Source organism: Vibrio sp. L3-7, assembly GCF_963898195.1.
GTDB lineage: Bacteria > Pseudomonadota > Gammaproteobacteria > Enterobacterales > Vibrionaceae > Vibrio > Vibrio echinoideorum.
On the sequence record NZ_CAWQUW010000006.1, the window covers coordinates 17,929 to 36,433 of the forward strand.

General features: G+C 44.3%; 12 protein-coding genes. 6 read left to right on the forward strand and 6 right to left on the reverse strand.

Going from position 1 to position 18,505, the window contains the following annotated elements; all coding sequences use genetic code 11:
* The first annotated feature begins 102 nt into the window (after positions 1–102).
* Positions 103–1,473 (forward strand): endonuclease/exonuclease/phosphatase family protein, encoded by a 1,371-nt coding sequence (locus tag AACW75_RS06260; RefSeq protein WP_145570800.1) that lies wholly within the window; start codon positions 103–105, stop codon positions 1,471–1,473.
* 203 nt (positions 1,474–1,676) lie between these two features.
* Entirely contained in the window at positions 1,677–1,967 is a 291-nt protein-coding gene (locus tag AACW75_RS06265; RefSeq protein ID WP_145570798.1) for a putative quinol monooxygenase, read from the forward strand.
* 231 nt (positions 1,968–2,198) lie between these two features.
* Here AACW75_RS06265 and manA read toward each other — a convergent pair whose 3' ends face one another.
* The 4 genes from manA to mngA form a co-directional block, all read right to left on the reverse strand.
* Positions 2,199–3,386 (reverse strand): mannose-6-phosphate isomerase, class I, encoded by a 1,188-nt coding sequence (gene manA, locus AACW75_RS06270; RefSeq protein ID WP_145570795.1) that lies wholly within the window; start codon positions 3,384–3,386, stop codon positions 2,199–2,201.
* Between the two features lie 2 nt (positions 3,387–3,388).
* Positions 3,389–4,555, reverse strand: a complete 1,167-nt coding sequence (locus AACW75_RS06275) for a glycerate kinase (protein WP_145570793.1) — start codon at positions 4,553–4,555, stop codon at positions 3,389–3,391.
* A gap of 45 nt (positions 4,556–4,600) precedes the next feature.
* Positions 4,601–7,270 carry a mannosylglycerate hydrolase gene (mngB, locus tag AACW75_RS06280; protein WP_145570791.1) on the reverse strand — a complete coding sequence of 890 codons (2,670 nt, stop codon included), beginning with the start codon at positions 7,268–7,270 and terminating at the stop codon, positions 4,601–4,603.
* A 237-nt stretch (positions 7,271–7,507) separates the two neighbouring features.
* Positions 7,508–9,442: a PTS 2-O-a-mannosyl-D-glycerate transporter subunit IIABC gene (gene mngA / locus AACW75_RS06285; protein ID WP_145570789.1), complete on the reverse strand. Its 1,935-nt coding sequence runs from the start codon at positions 9,440–9,442 to the stop codon at positions 7,508–7,510.
* Positions 9,443–9,760: 318 nt separating this feature from the next.
* Here mngA and AACW75_RS06290 point away from each other — a divergent pair, with 318 nt between their 5' ends.
* The 4 genes from AACW75_RS06290 (at position 9,761) to AACW75_RS06305 (ending at position 13,744) form a co-directional block, all read left to right on the forward strand.
* Positions 9,761–10,477 (forward strand): GntR family transcriptional regulator, encoded by a 717-nt coding sequence (locus AACW75_RS06290; RefSeq protein ID WP_017076046.1) that lies wholly within the window; start codon positions 9,761–9,763, stop codon positions 10,475–10,477.
* 220 nt (positions 10,478–10,697) lie between these two features.
* Positions 10,698–11,594, forward strand: coding sequence for a hypothetical protein (locus AACW75_RS06295; RefSeq protein ID WP_017076047.1), 897 nt, complete (start codon positions 10,698–10,700; stop codon positions 11,592–11,594).
* Between the two features lie 179 nt (positions 11,595–11,773).
* A complete protein-coding gene (locus tag AACW75_RS06300; RefSeq protein ID WP_102447735.1) occupies positions 11,774–12,598 on the forward strand; it encodes a DUF481 domain-containing protein in 825 nt (274 codons plus the stop codon).
* A gap of 234 nt (positions 12,599–12,832) precedes the next feature.
* Positions 12,833–13,744, forward strand: coding sequence for a 2OG-Fe(II) oxygenase (locus AACW75_RS06305; protein WP_145570787.1), 912 nt, complete (start codon positions 12,833–12,835; stop codon positions 13,742–13,744).
* A gap of 185 nt (positions 13,745–13,929) precedes the next feature.
* Here AACW75_RS06305 and AACW75_RS06310 read toward each other — a convergent pair whose 3' ends face one another.
* Both AACW75_RS06310 and AACW75_RS06315 read right to left on the reverse strand, forming a co-directional pair.
* On the reverse strand, positions 13,930–17,007 hold the full coding sequence (locus tag AACW75_RS06310) for an efflux RND transporter permease subunit (protein ID WP_145570785.1): 3,078 nt from the start codon (positions 17,005–17,007) through the stop codon (positions 13,930–13,932).
* Positions 16,994–18,346: an efflux RND transporter periplasmic adaptor subunit gene (locus tag AACW75_RS06315; protein WP_237297687.1), complete on the reverse strand. Its 1,353-nt coding sequence runs from the start codon at positions 18,344–18,346 to the stop codon at positions 16,994–16,996. The genes AACW75_RS06310 and AACW75_RS06315 overlap by 14 nt, the downstream gene beginning before the upstream one ends.
* Between the last annotated feature and the right edge of the window lie 159 nt (positions 18,347–18,505).

Genomic DNA, 18,505 nt, shown 5'->3' on the forward strand with positions numbered 1-18,505 from the left:
CGACCTAGATCTTTCATTGTGACAAGAGTCACTTACAGCACGATGTTCATCCCATAAGATTTGCCTCCCTAAATTCTTTCAAGCAATTAGCGGATCCATTTTATGAAATTGTTAAAAACATCTATCGCTTTCGCCATCTCTTCTGCTCTTTTAATTGGTTGCAGCAGTGACACTGATTACGTTCAACCTGAAGAAGTTAAGATTGCAACTTACAATCTGTCTTTTGATCGCACAACCTTTGAAGCTCTTGTTGCAGAAATGCAAATTGAGCCTAGTGTTCAAGCGACGTTAGTGTCCGATTATTTGGATAATACAATTAGCGCCGCTGACAAAGAAACAGCTGCAAAAGTTATTCAGATCCGCAACGTCGCAGCTGTGATTCAAAAGAATCGCCCTGACGTGCTTATGATGGCTGAATTTAACAATGACGGTACAGGTACTGATAAATCAGCGTTAGAAGGTTTTCAAAAGAACTACCTCTCTGTCGCTCAAAGTATTGAAGGTGCAGGCGGCGATGCGAACCTAGAGCCAATCTCATACCCATACTTTGAAAGCTACTCAACTAATACAGGTTTACTGAACGAATTTGGTTTTGATTTAGACAATGATGGTAACGCTGGAACATTGCCAGGGGATGCGTGGGGCTTCGGTTTGTATCATGGGCAATACGCATTTGCTCTAATGTCAAAATATGAAATCGATACAGCCAACACTCGTACATTCCAAGAGTTCAAATGGAAAGACCTTGAAGGTGCGACGATTCCAACGATCACTGTTTGCGACGATCCTAGTAAATTCCCTGTCGGCATGGACTGTGGCGACGAGTGGTACACAGCTGAAGAGTGGGCAGAAGTTCGTTTATCTTCAAAGAACCACGTTGATGCGCCAATACTTATTCGTACCAAAGATGGAACAGAAACCGTTCACTTGCTGATGTCTCACCCTACTCCACCTGCTTTCGATGTGGGTAAGAACATTGAACAGAATGCTGCAGAAGTCGACTTCTGGCACCAATACATCCAAAACAAGTCGTTTATCTATGATGATTCTGGAAAAACTGGCGGCTTAGAACAAGGCAAACATTTTGTCATGATGGGCGATCAAAACCTAGACCCAGTGGATGGCGACGGTATTAGTTCTATGATGCAAGACTTACACAACGATGCATTAGTTAACCAAGATCTCACCAACGGCAGCTTATATCCGACAAGTTACGGTGCTGCTGAGCATGCCGTCGATAAATCATCATCTCACCCACAGCCAAACCGTATCACTTCGACGTTTGGACTTGCTGTTGATTACGCACTGCCGTCAGCTTCATTGAACATTGTTGAATCTGGTGTTTATTGGTCAGCTTCGTATGAAGAAGGACGCAAGCTATTCAATGACTCACGAATTGGTGATAATGGTAACGGAAAGGATGTTTCTTCTGATCACCGTATGATTTGGATCAAAGCTGACTTCAATAAATAACCCATTCAATTGAGAGCCCAAAAGCCCTTAATTTGCTTTGAGGGCTTTTTATGAGCGTAACTTACTCGCCACTAGCTTTACGCTTTCAAACTTGAATTGTGGATGCCAAGAACCATAGTTATTGGATCCCAGAACTCTTTTTTCTATCTGAATTTATACTTATATTACTTGCACTTATTGAGTGGAACGCCGAGGAATAAAGAATGGGTAAGCTAACTATTATTGCAACAATCGTCTCTAAAGAAGATAAGATTGAGTTAGTTAAATCAGAGATGATTAAATTGATCGACAAAACCCGTGTTGAAGACGGCTGCATCAACTACGATCTGCACCAAGATAACAGTAACCCGGCTCACTTTGTTTTTCATGAGAACTGGGAGTCTGAAGCTCATCTAGAGAAACACTTAGCGAGCCAACACATCGCTGAGTACATAGCTGCGACCGAAGGTTGTATTGAAACCTTTGAGCTTAATAAAATGACGCACATTGACTAACCAGTCACTCAGTGCTAATTCAATAAAAAACCCTGCTCTAATCGCAGGGTTTGTCTTTTCTACAGGCTTATATCTGCTCATTCTAATCATGAAAAAACCCGCCAGAGTAGCGGGTATGGTCAATAATCATGACTGTCAAAGACAGATAGGTAACAACCATCAATCCAATATTGAGTACCACTTTACAATGGCACTCTGACATTTCTTTTGCTGATCGCTAGCACGGGGGCACTAGTTAAAAGCGCGAGCCAAAATGCCATTCCCTTGATATTGGTAAACACTTGAATTACTACTTACAAAGACTGATTCTCCGGGCTTAAGAAAAACAGTGTGACCTTCTGAAGTCACTGTCGCCTCACCTTCCACACAGAACAAGATCTCTGCACTACGTAAATACTGTGACTTACTTTCATCGGTCGCAGACAAGATATCAAAGCCAAAGTCATCCACTGGAATTGGATAGCTCATCTTGCCCTCTTTTAATACAGGCTTAAGGCGAATATCTTCTGGCTTAATCGGCTCAAAGATCGTGTTATCGATAAGCTCAGGAACATCTATATATTTGGGTGTGAGGCCAGCACGTAACACGTTGTCTGAATTTGCCATGATCTCCAAGCCTGTACCTTGAACATAAGCGTGTGGGGTTTCTGCGAATAGGAACATCGCTTCACCAGGTGCCAGTTCAACCGTATTAAGCATCAATGGTGCAAACAAACCAATATCACCCGGGTAATGTTGTTTGAACTCTTTGCTATATTGCAGAGCTTCACGCCCCATAACCGTTTTGGCTGGTCGCGCATGTGCAGCATAAAGCTCATCAAGTGCGGCTTCTTTACGTTCACCTTCAAGCGACATAATTGCGCTAAAGAAAGACTTCAGAGAATCACTGTCGGCATTGGCTTTAAGTACATTAAGCTCAATCGCTAACGAAGAAATATCCGCTTCTTCGAATAAGGCAATAATATCGTCGATTGGACGAAAGCCATTCATCGCTTTGTAGAAGGTTAGCGCATAGACAAGTTCAGGCTTATGGTTTGGATCTTTGTAATTACGATTAGACGCATTCAAAGGGATACCAAGTGCATTCTCTCGCTCGAAACCTAATTCAGATTTACGTTTATTTGGGTGAACCTGAATCGACAACGGTGTTTCAGCGGCCAACACCTTAAATAAAAAAGGTAGTTCACCGAAACGTGCCGCCGTGTACCCGCCTAAAACATCGATTCTATTTTCATCAATCATGTGAGAAAGCGGCTCACCTGTATCGCCTACTTTTGAGCAACCATTAGGGTGAGCACCCATCCAAATTTCAGCTTGAGGCTCTTGTTTTGGGTTAACAATACCAAACAATTGGTTTATGGAGTCTTTGCTGCCCCATGCGTAGTTTTGGATAACGTTGTCGAGTTTGAATAGAGACATAATTACTTCTCATTAAAAATCTGGCCGCCAAGCTTGAGCGTGGCTGCGATATTACGGGCAGTACGAGTCAGATTATGGCTCGCTTCTGATAAAACTTGGTCTAAAGGCTGCGGCGAGCGTACGGTACCAAATAAGCTAGACATTGAGTCATAAAGCTTTTCAACGTCTTTGCCCAAGGAGCCAGCAATACCAATGGTTGGAATGTTCTGCTTAAGAGCTCGCTGTGCGATACCAAAAGGTGTTTTTCCTTGCAGAGTTTGGTTATCCATCTGTCCTTCTCCGGTCACGACCAGTGAAGCGCCTTCAAGCACCTTATCCGCATCTAAAGCGTCGAGTACCATCTCAATACCCGCTTTAATTTGGATATTGAATGCCAGGCTTAACCCTAAAGGCGTACCACCAGCAGCACCAAAACCCTTGCTGTCGCGATGATTAACGCCTATATGGGTTTGAGCGATATCGGCAAAGTGCCCAATGGCAACATCAAGTTGTTCAACTTGAGTTTGTGAAGCCCCTTTCTGAGGACCAAACACGGCACTTGCTCCGCTTTCGCCACACAATGGATTATTCACATCACACGCGACCACGAACGTGACTTCTTTGCATCTCGGATGCAGCCCATCAAGATCGATGTTTGCTAGCTGACTTAATTCGCCGCCGCCACCAGATAACTCGTTGCCTTGCTGGTCTAATAACTTGCCTCCCAACGCTTGTAAAATGCCAGCACCTGCATCATTGGTTGCGCTACCACCCAAGCCGATAATGATTTGTTCAACGCCTTGATCTAACGCATCTTTAATCAATAGCCCTGTACCAAACGAAGACGCGGTTAAAGGTGCTCTTTCTCCTACCGTTAATCGGTCTAAGCCCGACGCTTGAGCAAATTCCAACAAGGCAGTTTCCACCTTAGTTCCATCAAAAGTCTGCTCTAACGATGCCCAGTAAGCTGTGCATTCACGTCCGATTGGGTCCATCGTTTGCAACCGTTGTTTCTTACCATTGAGCGCCTCTAGCAACACGTCTACCGTGCCTTCACCACCATCAGCGAGAGGCAGTTTGACGAACTCTGCATGAGGGAAAACGTCAGCAAATCCACGCTCGATACAAGACGCAACTTGATGAGCGTCGAGTGATTCTTTAAACGAATCAGGGGCAATTACAATTTTCATTGTCGTTCACCATTCCCGCCCACCAAGGTGAGCGGGTTATTGAAATTAGAATTTGATTTGGAATGTTTTTGCTTGGCAAGATGCCAATTCACCAAAAGATAAGTCGCCAAAAGACAAATCACCGAAGGTTTCAATTGCTACATCACCTTCACGAACGCGCTCGTCCATGCTTGTCTCTTTCCAACTTGAAACCGCTTGAGTGAAAGAGATTGAATCTGACACTGAACCTGTTTCTGCCGGGTTATAGATACGCATGATCAACGCATCTTCATCTTCCGCTTTCTTCAATACACTCAGCACAGCACCTGATTGTTGCTTAGACAGAAGGCTGAAGCTCATCGGAAGGTTCTGTTCACCCACGTTTAGCTTCATCGCGTTGTAAGGGATCTTGTTGTAGCATTCGATTTGAGTGACATTGTCACGTGCTTGCGCCATGACGTTTGCGTCAATGTGGTTACCAGAGAAACCACACAGCGTGAATTCACACACTAGCTTGCCGCGCACTTGTGAATCAGGGGTCGGAATCTTGATACCTGAAGGACGACCCGGACGAAGCAATAGCTCTTCTTTGCCTAACACGCCGATACCGCGGAATAGTGTCAGTGCGAAGGTATCTCTATTTTCGTCACCTTGAGATGCAATCACTTCAAATTCACGCAGACCATTCGACATAATAGCCATACCCGCTTTGCCGTTTTCTAGCGCAGCAAAGTTCATTAACTGATACACAGGAACTGGCGCTTCTTTCCACTTCTCTTCTTCCCAAACCGCCATTGCCGGGTCATTGGTTGGTCGAGTAATGCAACCGAACTGATTATCAGCAACCACAGTTTCAGATACGAATGGTGTTGGTACTAGCACACGTACACGGTGGTCGTCGGCTTGGTTGTCTAGTTCCATGCGCACTTCAATGCGGCGAGAGCCTTGCTTCAACACCACTTGGCATTGCGCTTCTACAAAACCGTTTTGACCGATGCGTTCTTCACGCTCCGCCAGGTTTGCAGGCACGTTCATGTGGAATGCGATGTTCGCGACCGATTGGAAGCCTTGATGGTCAATCGATGTTTCTACCGGGAATTCATCTGAGTACAGTAACCATTCTTGACGAGATGGAGAGTAGTCGTACTCATCGCCGTCATCAGAACCCTCTTCTAAACGGAGTACTTGATCGAATACTTGCTCTGTCTCTTTATCGAAAATAGTCAGAGTACCGTTGTCGTTTACATTAATTCGGTAGTATTCGTTTTCTAATAGGTAGTCCTTCTGCTCAGCAACTTTTACTGCACCCTTTTCGTTACCTTGAATGTGTAACGTGGTGAAGCCCATCGCAGGAACAGTGCGTTTGATTTGAATATCAAACTCCATGAACGGGTCATAGTTACCGTAGTGAACGATTTGACGGTCTACTTTACCCGGGTCGATTTGGCGCTTGTCTTGGATGAAGTATTCAACTGAGTTTTCGTTTTCATCAAAGATAGAAAATTCTTGAGCACGGATCGTGATGGTTGTGTTAACCACTTCTTCACGTTCGTACGGAGAAAGGTTGAACATGGCTAGTTTGTCGCAACCTTCACGATCTGGCATGTGGTCGACAATCTTACGCTTGTAGAAGTGAATCAGATTTGTCGCCATGTCCTCCGCAAGGATGTAGCGGTTTAGGATTTCAGCGTGCACCTTGTCAGAACAACAACAACCAATCGAGTCATGAGCGTGGTTCTTCATGCTCTCTTTCCACATTTTTTCAATCAAACCGTGGTGGTATTCAAAGCCTAATGTCCAAGCGATAGATGCTAGAGGCTCTAAGATGTTTACAATCTTGTTTTCTATTTCTGCGTGGATCAATTTGATGTCCATACGCGTAGAAGAGATCGTACGGTGAACACGCATGTATTTACCATCGTTGAACTCGCCTTTGATTGTGTCGAGCTGATCGCGCGCTGCTTCTACTTTTTCGAATACTTCTTCAAAGCGACTCATTGAGAATTCGCGATCTGGGTAGATTTCGCGAAGCTTGTCCATTACTTCAAAGATATCTTTCTGAATAGGCATTTGATCATGGCCATTAGGCAACAAGATGTCTTTCGTTACCGATGGTTTTTCTAGCACTGGGAAGTACTTATCTAAACGAGCACGCAAGCCTTCTTCATCTTGCGGAAGGTATTTACCAATCGCGTAACCCAGAGGGAGCACTTGTGCGGTTACTTCACTGCCGTCATTTGACTGCCATAAGAATTCTGTTTTGTTGGTGCCGTGACGCTCTGAACAACCACGCCAGAACATTGCACGCGTGATATCGAATCCGTTGTAGATCATTGGCAGCTGTGAGCTCATGCTAAATGAATCTGGTAGGTAACCTATCTTCATTGCATCGCCAAACTTCATGCAGTCACGAATGCCATACATCATGTTACGTACAATTGACTCACCAGAAACTTGCATTGTGTCGGTTTGAGAATACCAAGGGCCAATAATTAGCTTGCCCGCTTCAACCAATGCTTTTACGCGTTCTGTATTTTCTGGTTTGATTGCGAAGTAGTCTTCTAGAACGGCTGTTTGACCATCTAGAACGTAGTATTTGTATTCTGGATCGCTCTCCAGACGGTTCATGATTTCTTCCATGTTGTTCACAAGAAGGATGCGAGACTCTTCTGTTGTGAAATACCATTCACGATCCCAGTGCATGTGAGGAGTAATGTGTACGCGTGATGTAGTCATAATCATTTACCTAAATGTATCGCTTCGAGTAAAACTAAAGTTCGAACTCAAATACGACTAAATTAATTTTTTTCAAAGGGTTAAAATTGGCTGCCACTAAATTTAGGGTGCAGAAAACCACGCCCAGAATCTGTGTGAATAAAACCGCTAGGAGCACAGGTATTTAGGACAGCCAAGTTGTTCGTTATTTTTTATATGGTGTTTTAATTGCGAGCTAGAAGTGAGCTCAAAATTCAGTTAGTTCTGTGTTGCAGTACTTGCTTCAAACTTACCCTTTTTTACAGCGTGACCACGCCACATCAGAAGAGTAACAGTTGAAATCACTGTGCCGACAATCGCAGCACCGAACCAAATTGCAGCAGCAGAGAATGCGCCCAAACCTGAATCGTGTAACAAGAAGATAGAGAAGATACCTGCGCCCGGAGTCGATAGACCAATACCTGCCGCACCAACCATTGCACCTGTAACGACAGAGCCTAGTAAGAATGAGCCGATTACACGGATTGGATCTTCAATCGCCATTGGAATTGCACCTTCGGTAATACCCGCTAGGCCAAGTAGCCATGTAGATTTACCGGTTTCAATCTCAAAGTCTTTGAATAGACGTGGAGCAATCATGGTTGACGCCGTTACAGTGAACGCCGAAACCATTTTTACTGAACCGAAGATTGCATATGGGCCATAGACACCGTTCGCCATTGCACCTAAACAGAATGCGTAAGCAGCTTTGTTTACCGGACCACCTAAGTCGAATGATACAAACAGACCAAGAATCGCACCCAATAACAGCGCATTGGTGCCTGACATACCGTTCAGCCAATCCGTCAGACCTTGGTTTAGGAACGCTACAGGTTTACCGATAACAAACAGCATCAAGCTACCTGCCACCAAAGTACCGATTACAGGGTAAAGGTAGAAAGTGAGGAAGCCGTTAAACGCAGGGCCTAAGCGAACATGCTCTTTCACCCAACGCATCACGTAACCAGCAATCAAACCACCAACAACACCGCCTAGGAAGCCAGAGCCAATGATGTTTGCTGCAATACCCGCGGCAAAGCCAGGGCCAAGTGCCGGTTTGTCTGCTAATGAGTAGGCTGTATAAGCTGCTAGAACGGGAACCATTAATGTACCCAGTAGGCCGCCACCTAGCTTGCGATACATCCATAACCAAGAATCTTTTGTTGCGTAGAGCTCTTGCAGGTCAAAAATTTGCGCGATAAGAACAGCGACCGCTAGAACAGTACCACCAGCAACAATTAGAGGAACTGCATAAGAAATACCAGAAAGTAGAGCTTGTTTTAGCTCAGTTTTCAGTGGCAGTTTCTTTGGCTTGTCGTCAGTAGCAACTTTGCGCTCGGCACCGTTACCTTTTTTCGATTCTTCAACCGCTTCATTTAGAATGCTCTCAGCGTGCTTGATAGGCTTCGCTACTGGTGTTTCTACACGAGGTATTCCGTTGAAACGCTCAACTTCTTTAATCGCAACTTCGGCAGCAAAGACACACGCTACTGCATTGTTTAATTGTTCAGCTGTTAAGCGATCTTCAATACCGTTTGCGCCCTGCTTTTCAACATGCACGTTGTAACCAAGCTTTTTTCCTGCTTTTTCTAGGTACTCTGCTGCCATATAGGTATGAGCGATGCCTGCAGGGCAAGCAGTAACACATACAATTGTCGGTGCATTTGTATCTAATTTGTCTTGTTTATCTTCTTGCTGGTTGTCGCCATCAAGCAGCGCAAAAATTTCATCGGCTGTGGTCGCTCTTAATACCGCTTCGCGAACATCGTCGTCAACCAATGTAGTTGTCAATGCAGTAAGCAGATGCATGTGGGTAGAACCCGCTTCTGCATTTGGAATCGCAATTAGGAAGATAAGATTTACATCTTCGTCTTCATCCAAGCCTTTCCATTTCATGTCTTCTTTAAGCGTTGCTACAGCGAAGCCAGCTTCTTTAACCGCGTCAGTCTTGCCATGCGGTACTGCTAGGCCTTCGCCAAGCGCTGTCGGGCCTTGCTCTTCACGAGCAAATACTGCATCAAGATACTCTTGCTTGTTATGCAGTTTGCCTTGCTGATCCAGTTGGTCAGCAAGTGCGTAAATCGCTTCTTCTCGACTGCTAAACGTAGTTTGCAGATTTACGAGCGACTTATTAGTTAGAGTAGTAAGTTTCATAACCTTTTGTCCCATAGTCACGGATTAGTACGACAGTCGTCCCTGCCGACGCCATGAATAATACAACTTCAAGACATTTAATCCGTGATCACGATCTCATCAATACATATTTGTATCTAATTTGTATTTGAATGGTATTGGTAAATCCTTTAAGAAAGCTTGTTATGTATCATTTAATTTGTATTATATATACTACAAGATACCGATACGATGCTCACCCTAACCTTTTGAATTAGGATTATATAGAGCAAATCTACGCGTTTAAGGTACAGGTTCTTAAACAAAGTCTAGTTGTTCTAGCGTACAAATGAGGCAAAAATGGCAAGACTCCCGATGTATCGCCAAATCGCAGATGCAATAAGAGAAAAGATCAGCTTAGGTGAATATAAAGTTGGCGAAGCACTCCCGACAGAAGCTCAGTTGCGTGAAGTCTTTTCTGTAAGCCGTGTCACCGTAAGGCAAGCACTTAAGCTATTAATCGAAAATGATGAGCTTGAAAGCGTTCAAGGCAGCGGTACTTACGTGAAAGAGAACAAAATCAATTACGACATCTATAAGCAGTCTAGCTTTCAAGAAAAGTGGGCGCATTTGGATGTGGTAACGCACAGTGAGGTTTTAGCCTTTGAAATGAAACCCTGCTCTTTGGCAATGTCTGAACATCTAGATATCAAAGAAGGCGAATTGGTTTTCTACGTAAAGCGTGTCCGTTTCATAGACAACAGCCCAATCACGGTTGAAGAAACCTGGTTGCCAGTTGCCCTATTCCCGGATCTTACCTATCAAGTAATGCAAACATCAAAATACGACTTTATTGAAAACACCAAAGGCATGGTGATTGATAGAAGTGAGCAAGAACTGGTTCCGATTCTTCCACCTGAAGACGTGGCTAAACAATTAGATATCGACCCAGCTCAACCGATTATTGAAAAGCGCACTCGTGGTTACCTTGCCAATAACACGGTATTTGAATACAGCCGAAACTACTTCACATCAAACGATTACCGATTCACTTTGGTCGCAAGACGCCAAAGATAAAACTCAATCAAGTAACGCTATGACTAACACAGAGGACGCCCGTCCTCTGTGAAAACCCTCATTCCCTAACCGATCCCCCCCAACGCTACCACTACAAATATTCCTAAACCAATATCAAACAACCTCACGAAAGATCATTCACATTCATTGAAATATTCCGAGTGTCATTTGGCCATAAAATAAACGCCGAATTACAAAAACAACAGTCACAGGAATGTAGATGAATACTAAACAACTTGAGAGCGCGGTAAATGAGGTGACTTTGTTCAACCAGCATCTGCACTTAATCCAATCAGTCCATACCCTTCCGACACCAAAAGTGAACTGGGAATCTATTGCTATGGAACCCGCGCCGACAATGCCAACAGTTCGCTTCGACCATAAAGTCAAAGCCATGGAAGCGCTTGATGAATACAAACCATACTGGCTGGATATGCTGTTGGGTAACAAATCTAAGTTGCACACCCTCACCACGAATATTGAGCGAGCAGCAGAAAAAGACATCGAACAATACAAAACTGAATTTGTACATTGGGTTCAGAACTACAACTACTGGGCAAAAGGCAATCAATTATCGAAAGGCGTTTTAAATAACGATAGCCAAGCAAAGCTGTCTGCCCTTTCTGAAGCTCAGCAGAACCCGATGAACGCGACAGTGGTCGACACCAAGCTGATAAACCACAACTTTAATACCTACAAGAATGGTCACCTCTTAGAAGTCAACATTCAGGTTAATAAGCACAACGTCATCCCTAGAGAGAAAAAGGTGTTGTGCCAAGGCGAAGTAAAGTTAGAGACCCTATCCCTTTCTGAAAGTAACGCCTTATATCGTGAGTACGTGTGCAGCTGTATTCTTAAATGTGCGCTGGACTCTTTCAATGTCTTACCCGAGACAAGCGTCGTGATCAATGTTGAACAAGTTTCAGCAGACCATTCCAACGAAACTATTCTTTCGTGTCATATCGAAAAAGGATTACTGGAATTCTTATTGATTGAGGATGACAAGCCCTCTGAGATTCTTGAATTCTTTGTACATATTGAAGATTTCAACCCTCATCGAGGCAACGGGTTTTCTGCGATTAAAACCATCTTCTCTCCTTTGCCTATCGCGTCGTAACTCACTCGATCTTTCGGTTAAATCATTGACTACTCATCACGACTAACCTTTGGTTGGTCGTGTTACATCACTTTATATACCTAACAATTATGTCGACAAACGCTATTTCAAAAACAACACATCCATTAAGAAAGACCGCTCTATGCAAACGATATTGCAACCCGCTACCTTTAGTCGCGATGGTTCTGTCTGTGCAGGTATCCGCTGAAGAAACGGTACTGAAGGAAGAAGCAGCTTCAATTGAAGAACCTGTGCTTACAGAACCACACGAGCTTACAGAAGAGCAAGCCTTCCTAGACGAAGCGATATTGGCAGAAAAGTCGGAATCGGAACAAGAAGACGAGTCGCCCTTCACTACGTTAACCAAACTGGGCTTTATCTACTCTCAAAACACCAGCTCATCTTTATCTATCAACTCAGGTATATCGGTAGGCTATAAAAAAGAAAACTGGGGACAACGTATTCAGTTCGATACGTACTATACCGATGCTGAAAACGATGAAGATGGTACTAATCGTTATACCACCAATTATGGCATTAGCTATGACTTGAACGAAGTCACCTATTTGGTCGCGACAACACGTTTTGAGCACGATCACTTTGGTACTTATCGTAAGCAATTCATAACAGCTACAGGGCTGGGTCGCCATTTTTATGATACTGAAAGAATCAAACTCCAAGGATCTGCCGGTCCGGGTTACCGAATCAGTAAACGACAGTCTTCTGATGAAGAGTTTCCAAACAAAGAGAACTATGAACTGATCGTCAATGCCAATATTGATGGATCATTAACCCTTACAGAAACGTTTTCTATGGGGGCAACGGCTAACATGGCTTACGGTGAAGAGAACACCAATTACAACCTCAAAGGCTATCTAAAGAATATCTTGATGGGTAATTTGGCGCTAACTTTTGATACCGAATACATCTACAACACCACCGTTGCGTCAGACCAAAGTAACGCCGAAATCTACAGCTCAATGAACCTAAACTACGATTTCTAAATAACGCTTCCCCCATCGCACATGCAAAAGGATTTGCATGTTCGTCTAAGCTTCCCATCACTCCGCAATTTGTTCATCACTAACTATTCCGGCCGCTTATTTACTTAAGCAGAACCGCTAAGCCGCTATTTGATTATATAGAAAACGTTAATTCTGTTTTGCCCAGCGCCCCGTTTATCTCCAAACCTTGGTGTAATAGATTGGTCGCAAGCAAACAAAAGGAGCGAACACATTATGTTATCTAATCAACTAGAGCGCGCACGAACCATCGATTTACCAACACGAGAAGCGATGCTTCAACGAGCTCCTTCTGTACAACAGTTTTGGGACAACAATAAGGGCTTGTTCAGCGAGGCTTGGAAAGAATGGGAAGTGAGTGCCGAAGGCAGCCAACTGAATTTCGATGATTCAATATTAGACTCTCGTCTGCGTGAAGCCGTTAAACAAGCATGGCAAGACCCAACGAAAGAAATCGCAGTACAAGACTTGCTCGAAGAAGTCTCACCTGGCGTATTTAAATTCCAGTTCTTTGACCCGGAGCGTTTGGCCGGACTGCGCGATTACTTAGAAGAAGTATCCAAGGCTCAAATCCCGCTACGCCCACCATATGGCATAGTGCTTAACCGTGGTGGAGCAATGTTAGACAGCCGCTCTGAAGGTTATTTAGCCGCGCCAAGTTTCCAAGCGTTTTACCGAGATTTACTCGACAGCTACATGCGTCCTATCGCTCGTTTATTGTTCCCAGAAATCATGGGATACGATACGCAAACTTTTGGGTTCTCGATTCAGTATCAAGCGAACAAAGACACGTCTTTACGCCTTCATTCTGATGCGTCTTCTGTCACGCTCAACATTAACGTAAATATGCCTGATGAAGAGTTTTCAGGTTCAGAACTTAACTTTTATGATCCAGCTACGGGTAAGATGAACGAAACGACATTTACGCCCGGTGTCGCTATGATTCATAGAGGAAACGTTGCCCATGCGGCGCTGCCGATAACAAGTGGTGAACGTTCAAACTTGGTATTGTGGTTGTATGGTGATCGTGGACAAATACCACACCACAATTCGCTACCAGAGCCTATAGATGCGCATCAACGTTGGATGGTACCAACAGTAGTACATGACAGTTGGGTACCGTTCTAGACTGTTTCGTACGGTTCTAGACAGCTTCGTACCGTTCTGGACAGTTTCGTACCATGTTAAATGATACAAACTCTCTTAGCCTTTCTCGGCAATTGAGAGAATAAAATACACAACGCGCCCACCATGGTTCATGGTAGGCGCGTTTTAGTTTTCACTTCCATTGACTCGTCAATCTATATGGCGATTTATGCGGATTTCGTTCTCAATCGAGTCAGTATGTCCATCTGTTTTAGGTTCGCCATACCGACGTAAGCCACTGGCACTAAGAACAGTGAGAAAAAGGTTCCGGCAGTCAAACCTCCGACCAACACTAAACCAATATTGATACGGCCTAATGAACCCGGACCATCCGCTAGTGCCAGTGGCAATGAACCGAGGATCATGGTGAGTGATGTCATCAAGATAGGACGCAATCTTGAACGCGCACTGCTGATCGCCGCCTCTTGAGCACTTGCACCCGATTTACGTTTCTCGTTAGCAAATTCCACCAGTAAAATACCATGTTTGGTCACTAGCCCAACCAGAGTAAGCAAGCCGATTTTTGAGTAGATATTAAGGCTTTGGCCAAAGATCGATAACGTCAGAATCGCACCCACGATACACAACGGAACCGTTAGCAAGATGATCATTGGGTCGACAAAGCTTTCAAATTGCGCCGCCAAAATCAGGAAGATGAAAATTAACGCCAATACAAACAACACCTGTGCACCGGCTGTTGAATCAACGAGGTCTTTTACAATTCCATTGAACTCGTAGCTCTGTGCGGGCTTTAACAAGCTCGGCACCGTGTCGTCGATATAAGCTTTTACATCGCTCGCTGTGTATCCGGGCATCAAATCTGCGGTAATTTCAGCGCTGTCTTTACCCATAAACGTCTTAAAGTTAGATTCTGATGTCACTTGTTTGATCGAAACAAACTGAGACAAAGGAAGCCTTTGCCCCGACTGTGAATCCACATACAGCTTATCGAGCACCTTGAAATCGCCAAGATCACTAAGATTTACTTGAACTTGAATTGGGTACGTATAGCCATCATCGGCTTGTAAATCTGCCGCTTTCACTGAACCTAAGAAAGTAGATAGCGCATTGGTGACATTACTGTAATCCACACCAGACAATACGATAGCATTGCGGTCAATCGACAAGTCATAACGCAATTGGTCACGCAACATCGAATTTTTAATGTTGGTCACGCCCTCATAACTCTCAAGCGCCTCCACCACCTCATTCGCCGTTTCCGACAATACGGTGGTATCACGGTTAACCGTCGTTAACTCTAGGATCATATTAGTGGCAATGTTCAAGTTATCTGCCGAGCGAACCTTGAAAGACATGCCATAAGCAGAGACCGAACTTTGCGCTTTAGCGATAAACTCGTTCACCAACTCATCAGCTGACTGGTCACGCTCGCCCCATGATTTCAATAAAACGTGATTGGTCGGAGTCCCTTCGATGTAAGATAAATTTGCTTCTACTGAATTATCACCTTTGAACACACTGTTTAGTTGCTCGTTGTTGTCTAGGTGATACTGACGTCCGACTCCTGTAGGAGGCGTTGAAGTGACCTCAACAAAACCAGTATCTTCCGTTGGAAGCAACACTTGAGGCATTGTCCAAACCGCCAAAGCAGATAGAGCAATCAATGCCAAGGCAATACCACTCATCAGTGTTTTACGCTCAAACCATTTGCTAAGTTCCTTGGTGTACAAGTCAGACAGAACATTCAGCTTCGCATCAACTTTTTTGTACCACCTTGCCGGCTTTGTAACTGGCTTCATTAAGTAAGCACACATCATGGGTGAGAGCGTTAGAGCCACAAACCCAGAGATGATCACTGCTGCAGCTAACGTGAAAGCAAATTGTCTAAATAGGTCGGCGGTTAAGCCCGACATCAAACCAATAGGGAGATACACGACCGCTAAAGTCAGCGTCATCGCTATCACAGGAAAGACGATCTCTCGGCACCCTTTGATTGCCGCATTAAAAGGGGTTTCTCCCTCTTCGATATGTCGGTAACAGTTTTCAGCCACTACAATGGCATCATCGACGACTAAACCAATCGCAAGAATGATGGCCAAGATAGTCAGCACGTTGATACTAAACCCGAGCACATGCATAACTGCAAACACACCAATCACACAGACTGGGATCGTGATAATAGGAATAGACGCCACACGAACTGAACCAAGGAACAACACGACAACGGCTGAAACAAGAACAATCGCCTCAACCAAAGTCATGAAACCTTCGTCAATTGCGGTTTTAATGAAATCAGCTTGGTTGTAGACCATCTTCATCTCAATGCCTTCTGGCAACTGAGGCTGAATCACATCTATTTGCTTCTTAACCTTATTGGCAACAGTCACTGGGTTTTCACTTTTCAGTGGCAGTACCTGAATCGACATTGCTAAGTTGTCATCGACTCGAAGAATACTCGGGGTTAGGCTTTCTTCTCCCATTTTAACTTCTGCAATATCGCCTACACGAATGATCTTGCCGTTATCAACACGAATCACCAAATCTCGCACATCATCAACACTGGTCACTTGGTTGACCGGGTTAATAGAGAAATCTCTCACCTGACCTTTGATAGTACCCGCGGTAAATGTCGCGTTGTATGAGCTTAATGTACCAACTACATCCGATGCACTCATGTTAAGCGCCATCATGCGATCGGGTTGAAGCCAAACACGCACCGCCTTTTCACTGCCGCCGTACGGTCCCCAAATACCGCCAACGCCTTGTATATGCTTAAACTGAGGCACAACCTGTTGGCTAATGTAGTCGTACATATCTTGCTTCGACATCTTGCCAGTATTGACAAAAGTGATGATGTTACTGGGCATACTGGTGTCAGAAGAGTCATCCGTTACCGTTGGCTTATCCGTCATACTTGGCGGGAAATCACCAATCGCTTCGACACTGCTGCGCAGATTGTTCATCAAACTGGTGTATTCGACATCATCAATGTCATCTTCAAAGATGATTTTTAGATTACACGTACCTTCCTGACAGTCCGTCGTCATGGTTTTCACACTGTCGAGACCGGTTGCAGCGGTAATCAGTTTGTCGGCCACGTTACGTGACATGAACTCTGCGCTCGCACCATTAATCGCCGCGGTTACGGTCGCTGACGGTGTTTTATGTTCAGGGAAATATTGGATCGATAGTTTCTGAAATGACAGCATGCCAAATAAAACAATTGCGATACTCAGTACTGAAGCAAAAACTGGATGCTTAATACAAATCTCAGGAAGCTTCATTCAGATTCTCCTTCGTTACGGCTTCCTTGCTCTGGGTTTCCTTACTTTGGATTTCCTTGCTTAAAGTTTCCTGGCTTAGGGTTTCGCTCGATAACGGCTCAACAGTCGCGCTTGCCTCTGCTTGCTCGGTGTTTTCGTTGATCGCTTCGTCCACATCTTTCGATGCATCTGTCCAATCAACCGAAGGCTCTACCGGATGTGGTTCATCCACCTTTGTTACGCTCTTTTCTACTTTAGGCTCAACAATCTGCTGAGTGTTTTCTTTGTCTGTCGGTTCCGTTATTAGCTCAACCGTTTTCTGCTCCGCATTAGGGTTCATTACCTTAACTAGAGACGCTTTCTTTAGGTTCTGTTGTCCCGTCACTACGACCTTATCACCCAGTTTCAAGCCTTTCTCGACAACAACGTATCCGTCGTTAGTATTTACGCCCAATTCAACAATGCGTTGTTCGATCTTTTCGCCATTCACAACCCACACAAAGCGCTCAGCATCTTTTGCTTGAACGGAATTTTGGGAAACCACCATCTGCGTTGTGTCTTCGCTCGTCATTTGGCTTACTTTGGCAAACATACCTGGAACCAAGCGATGGTCTGGGTTGGTTACGTGCGCGTGTACTTCTACACGGCCTGAACTCTCGTCCACCGCGGGGGCAATGTAATCCACTACGCCTGAAAAGGCTTCATCGACAAAAGCATCAACTTGGATGGAAACGTTCTGTCCAAGCTGCGCGTTACCTAAATCCGACTGTCCAATGGAATACTGAACTTCGACAGGATCGAGTTTGATCAAACTCACCAACGCGGTTGCGCTATCAATCTTACTGCCCACTGAGTGGGTAAAATTAGTTAACTGCCCATCAAATGGCGCTACCAATAAATAGTCATTCATCAGCGCTTCTTTCTGTCGGTAATCCGCGGCTGCTAGATTCGCCTGCTCTCCCAGTTCTTCCACATCTTGTTGAGACATAGAGTCAGGCTGTTTCTTTAGTAATTCTTGTACTCGCTTTAATTTCGACTTTGCTAGCGCGAGCGAGCTTCTTGCTTTATCTAAATCAGCTTTCGCTTTGGTATTGTCCAATTGAGCGATCAGTTCGCCTTTTTTAACTGAATCTCCATCTTTGAAATGGATGTTGAGAATTTTGTCGGAGGCACTAAATGTCAATGCAGCAGAGTCCGTTGCCCTGATTTTTCCAACTTCGTTGATTGAAGAAGTGAATGCTTGTTTGTGCGCTTTTTCGATAGTCACAGGAATCAAGTTAGAGTCTTGGGCAAACGATGGAGAGATATGTAAGGTAAACAGTGCCAGACAGATTGTTTTACTAAGCTTTGTAAATTTCATTTTTAATAACCATAACCGTTGAATTCGTCTGAATTAAAACGTTTTTCTAAGCAGCTATTTCTTACTTAATGAGCTTCCAGCTATTTAAATAATGCTAAAACAGCTAATAATGAGAAAAGGGCTCAACTCACTGTCGAGCCCGGCAATTTTTATATGATT

Excerpts from the sequence above, each read along its gene's own strand:
- AACW75_RS06260 (WP_145570800.1), top strand. The coding sequence starts at position 103 with ATGAAATTGTTAAAAACATCTATCGCTTTCGCCATCTCTTCTGCTCTT.
- AACW75_RS06265 (WP_145570798.1), top strand. The coding sequence starts at position 1,677 with ATGGGTAAGCTAACTATTATTGCAACAATCGTCTCTAAAGAAGATAAG.
- manA (WP_145570795.1), bottom strand. The coding sequence starts at position 3,386 with ATGTCTCTATTCAAACTCGACAACGTTATCCAAAACTACGCATGGGGC.
- AACW75_RS06275 (WP_145570793.1), bottom strand. The coding sequence starts at position 4,555 with ATGAAAATTGTAATTGCCCCTGATTCGTTTAAAGAATCACTCGACGCT.
- mngB (WP_145570791.1), bottom strand. The coding sequence starts at position 7,270 with ATGACTACATCACGCGTACACATTACTCCTCACATGCACTGGGATCGT.
- mngA (WP_145570789.1), bottom strand. The coding sequence starts at position 9,442 with ATGAAACTTACTACTCTAACTAATAAGTCGCTCGTAAATCTGCAAACT.
- AACW75_RS06290 (WP_017076046.1), top strand. The coding sequence starts at position 9,761 with ATGGCAAGACTCCCGATGTATCGCCAAATCGCAGATGCAATAAGAGAA.
- AACW75_RS06295 (WP_017076047.1), top strand. The coding sequence starts at position 10,698 with ATGAATACTAAACAACTTGAGAGCGCGGTAAATGAGGTGACTTTGTTC.
- AACW75_RS06300 (WP_102447735.1), top strand. The coding sequence starts at position 11,774 with ATGGTTCTGTCTGTGCAGGTATCCGCTGAAGAAACGGTACTGAAGGAA.
- AACW75_RS06305 (WP_145570787.1), top strand. The coding sequence starts at position 12,833 with ATGTTATCTAATCAACTAGAGCGCGCACGAACCATCGATTTACCAACA.
- AACW75_RS06310 (WP_145570785.1), bottom strand. The coding sequence starts at position 17,007 with ATGAAGCTTCCTGAGATTTGTATTAAGCATCCAGTTTTTGCTTCAGTA.
- AACW75_RS06315 (WP_237297687.1), bottom strand. The coding sequence starts at position 18,346 with ATGAAATTTACAAAGCTTAGTAAAACAATCTGTCTGGCACTGTTTACC.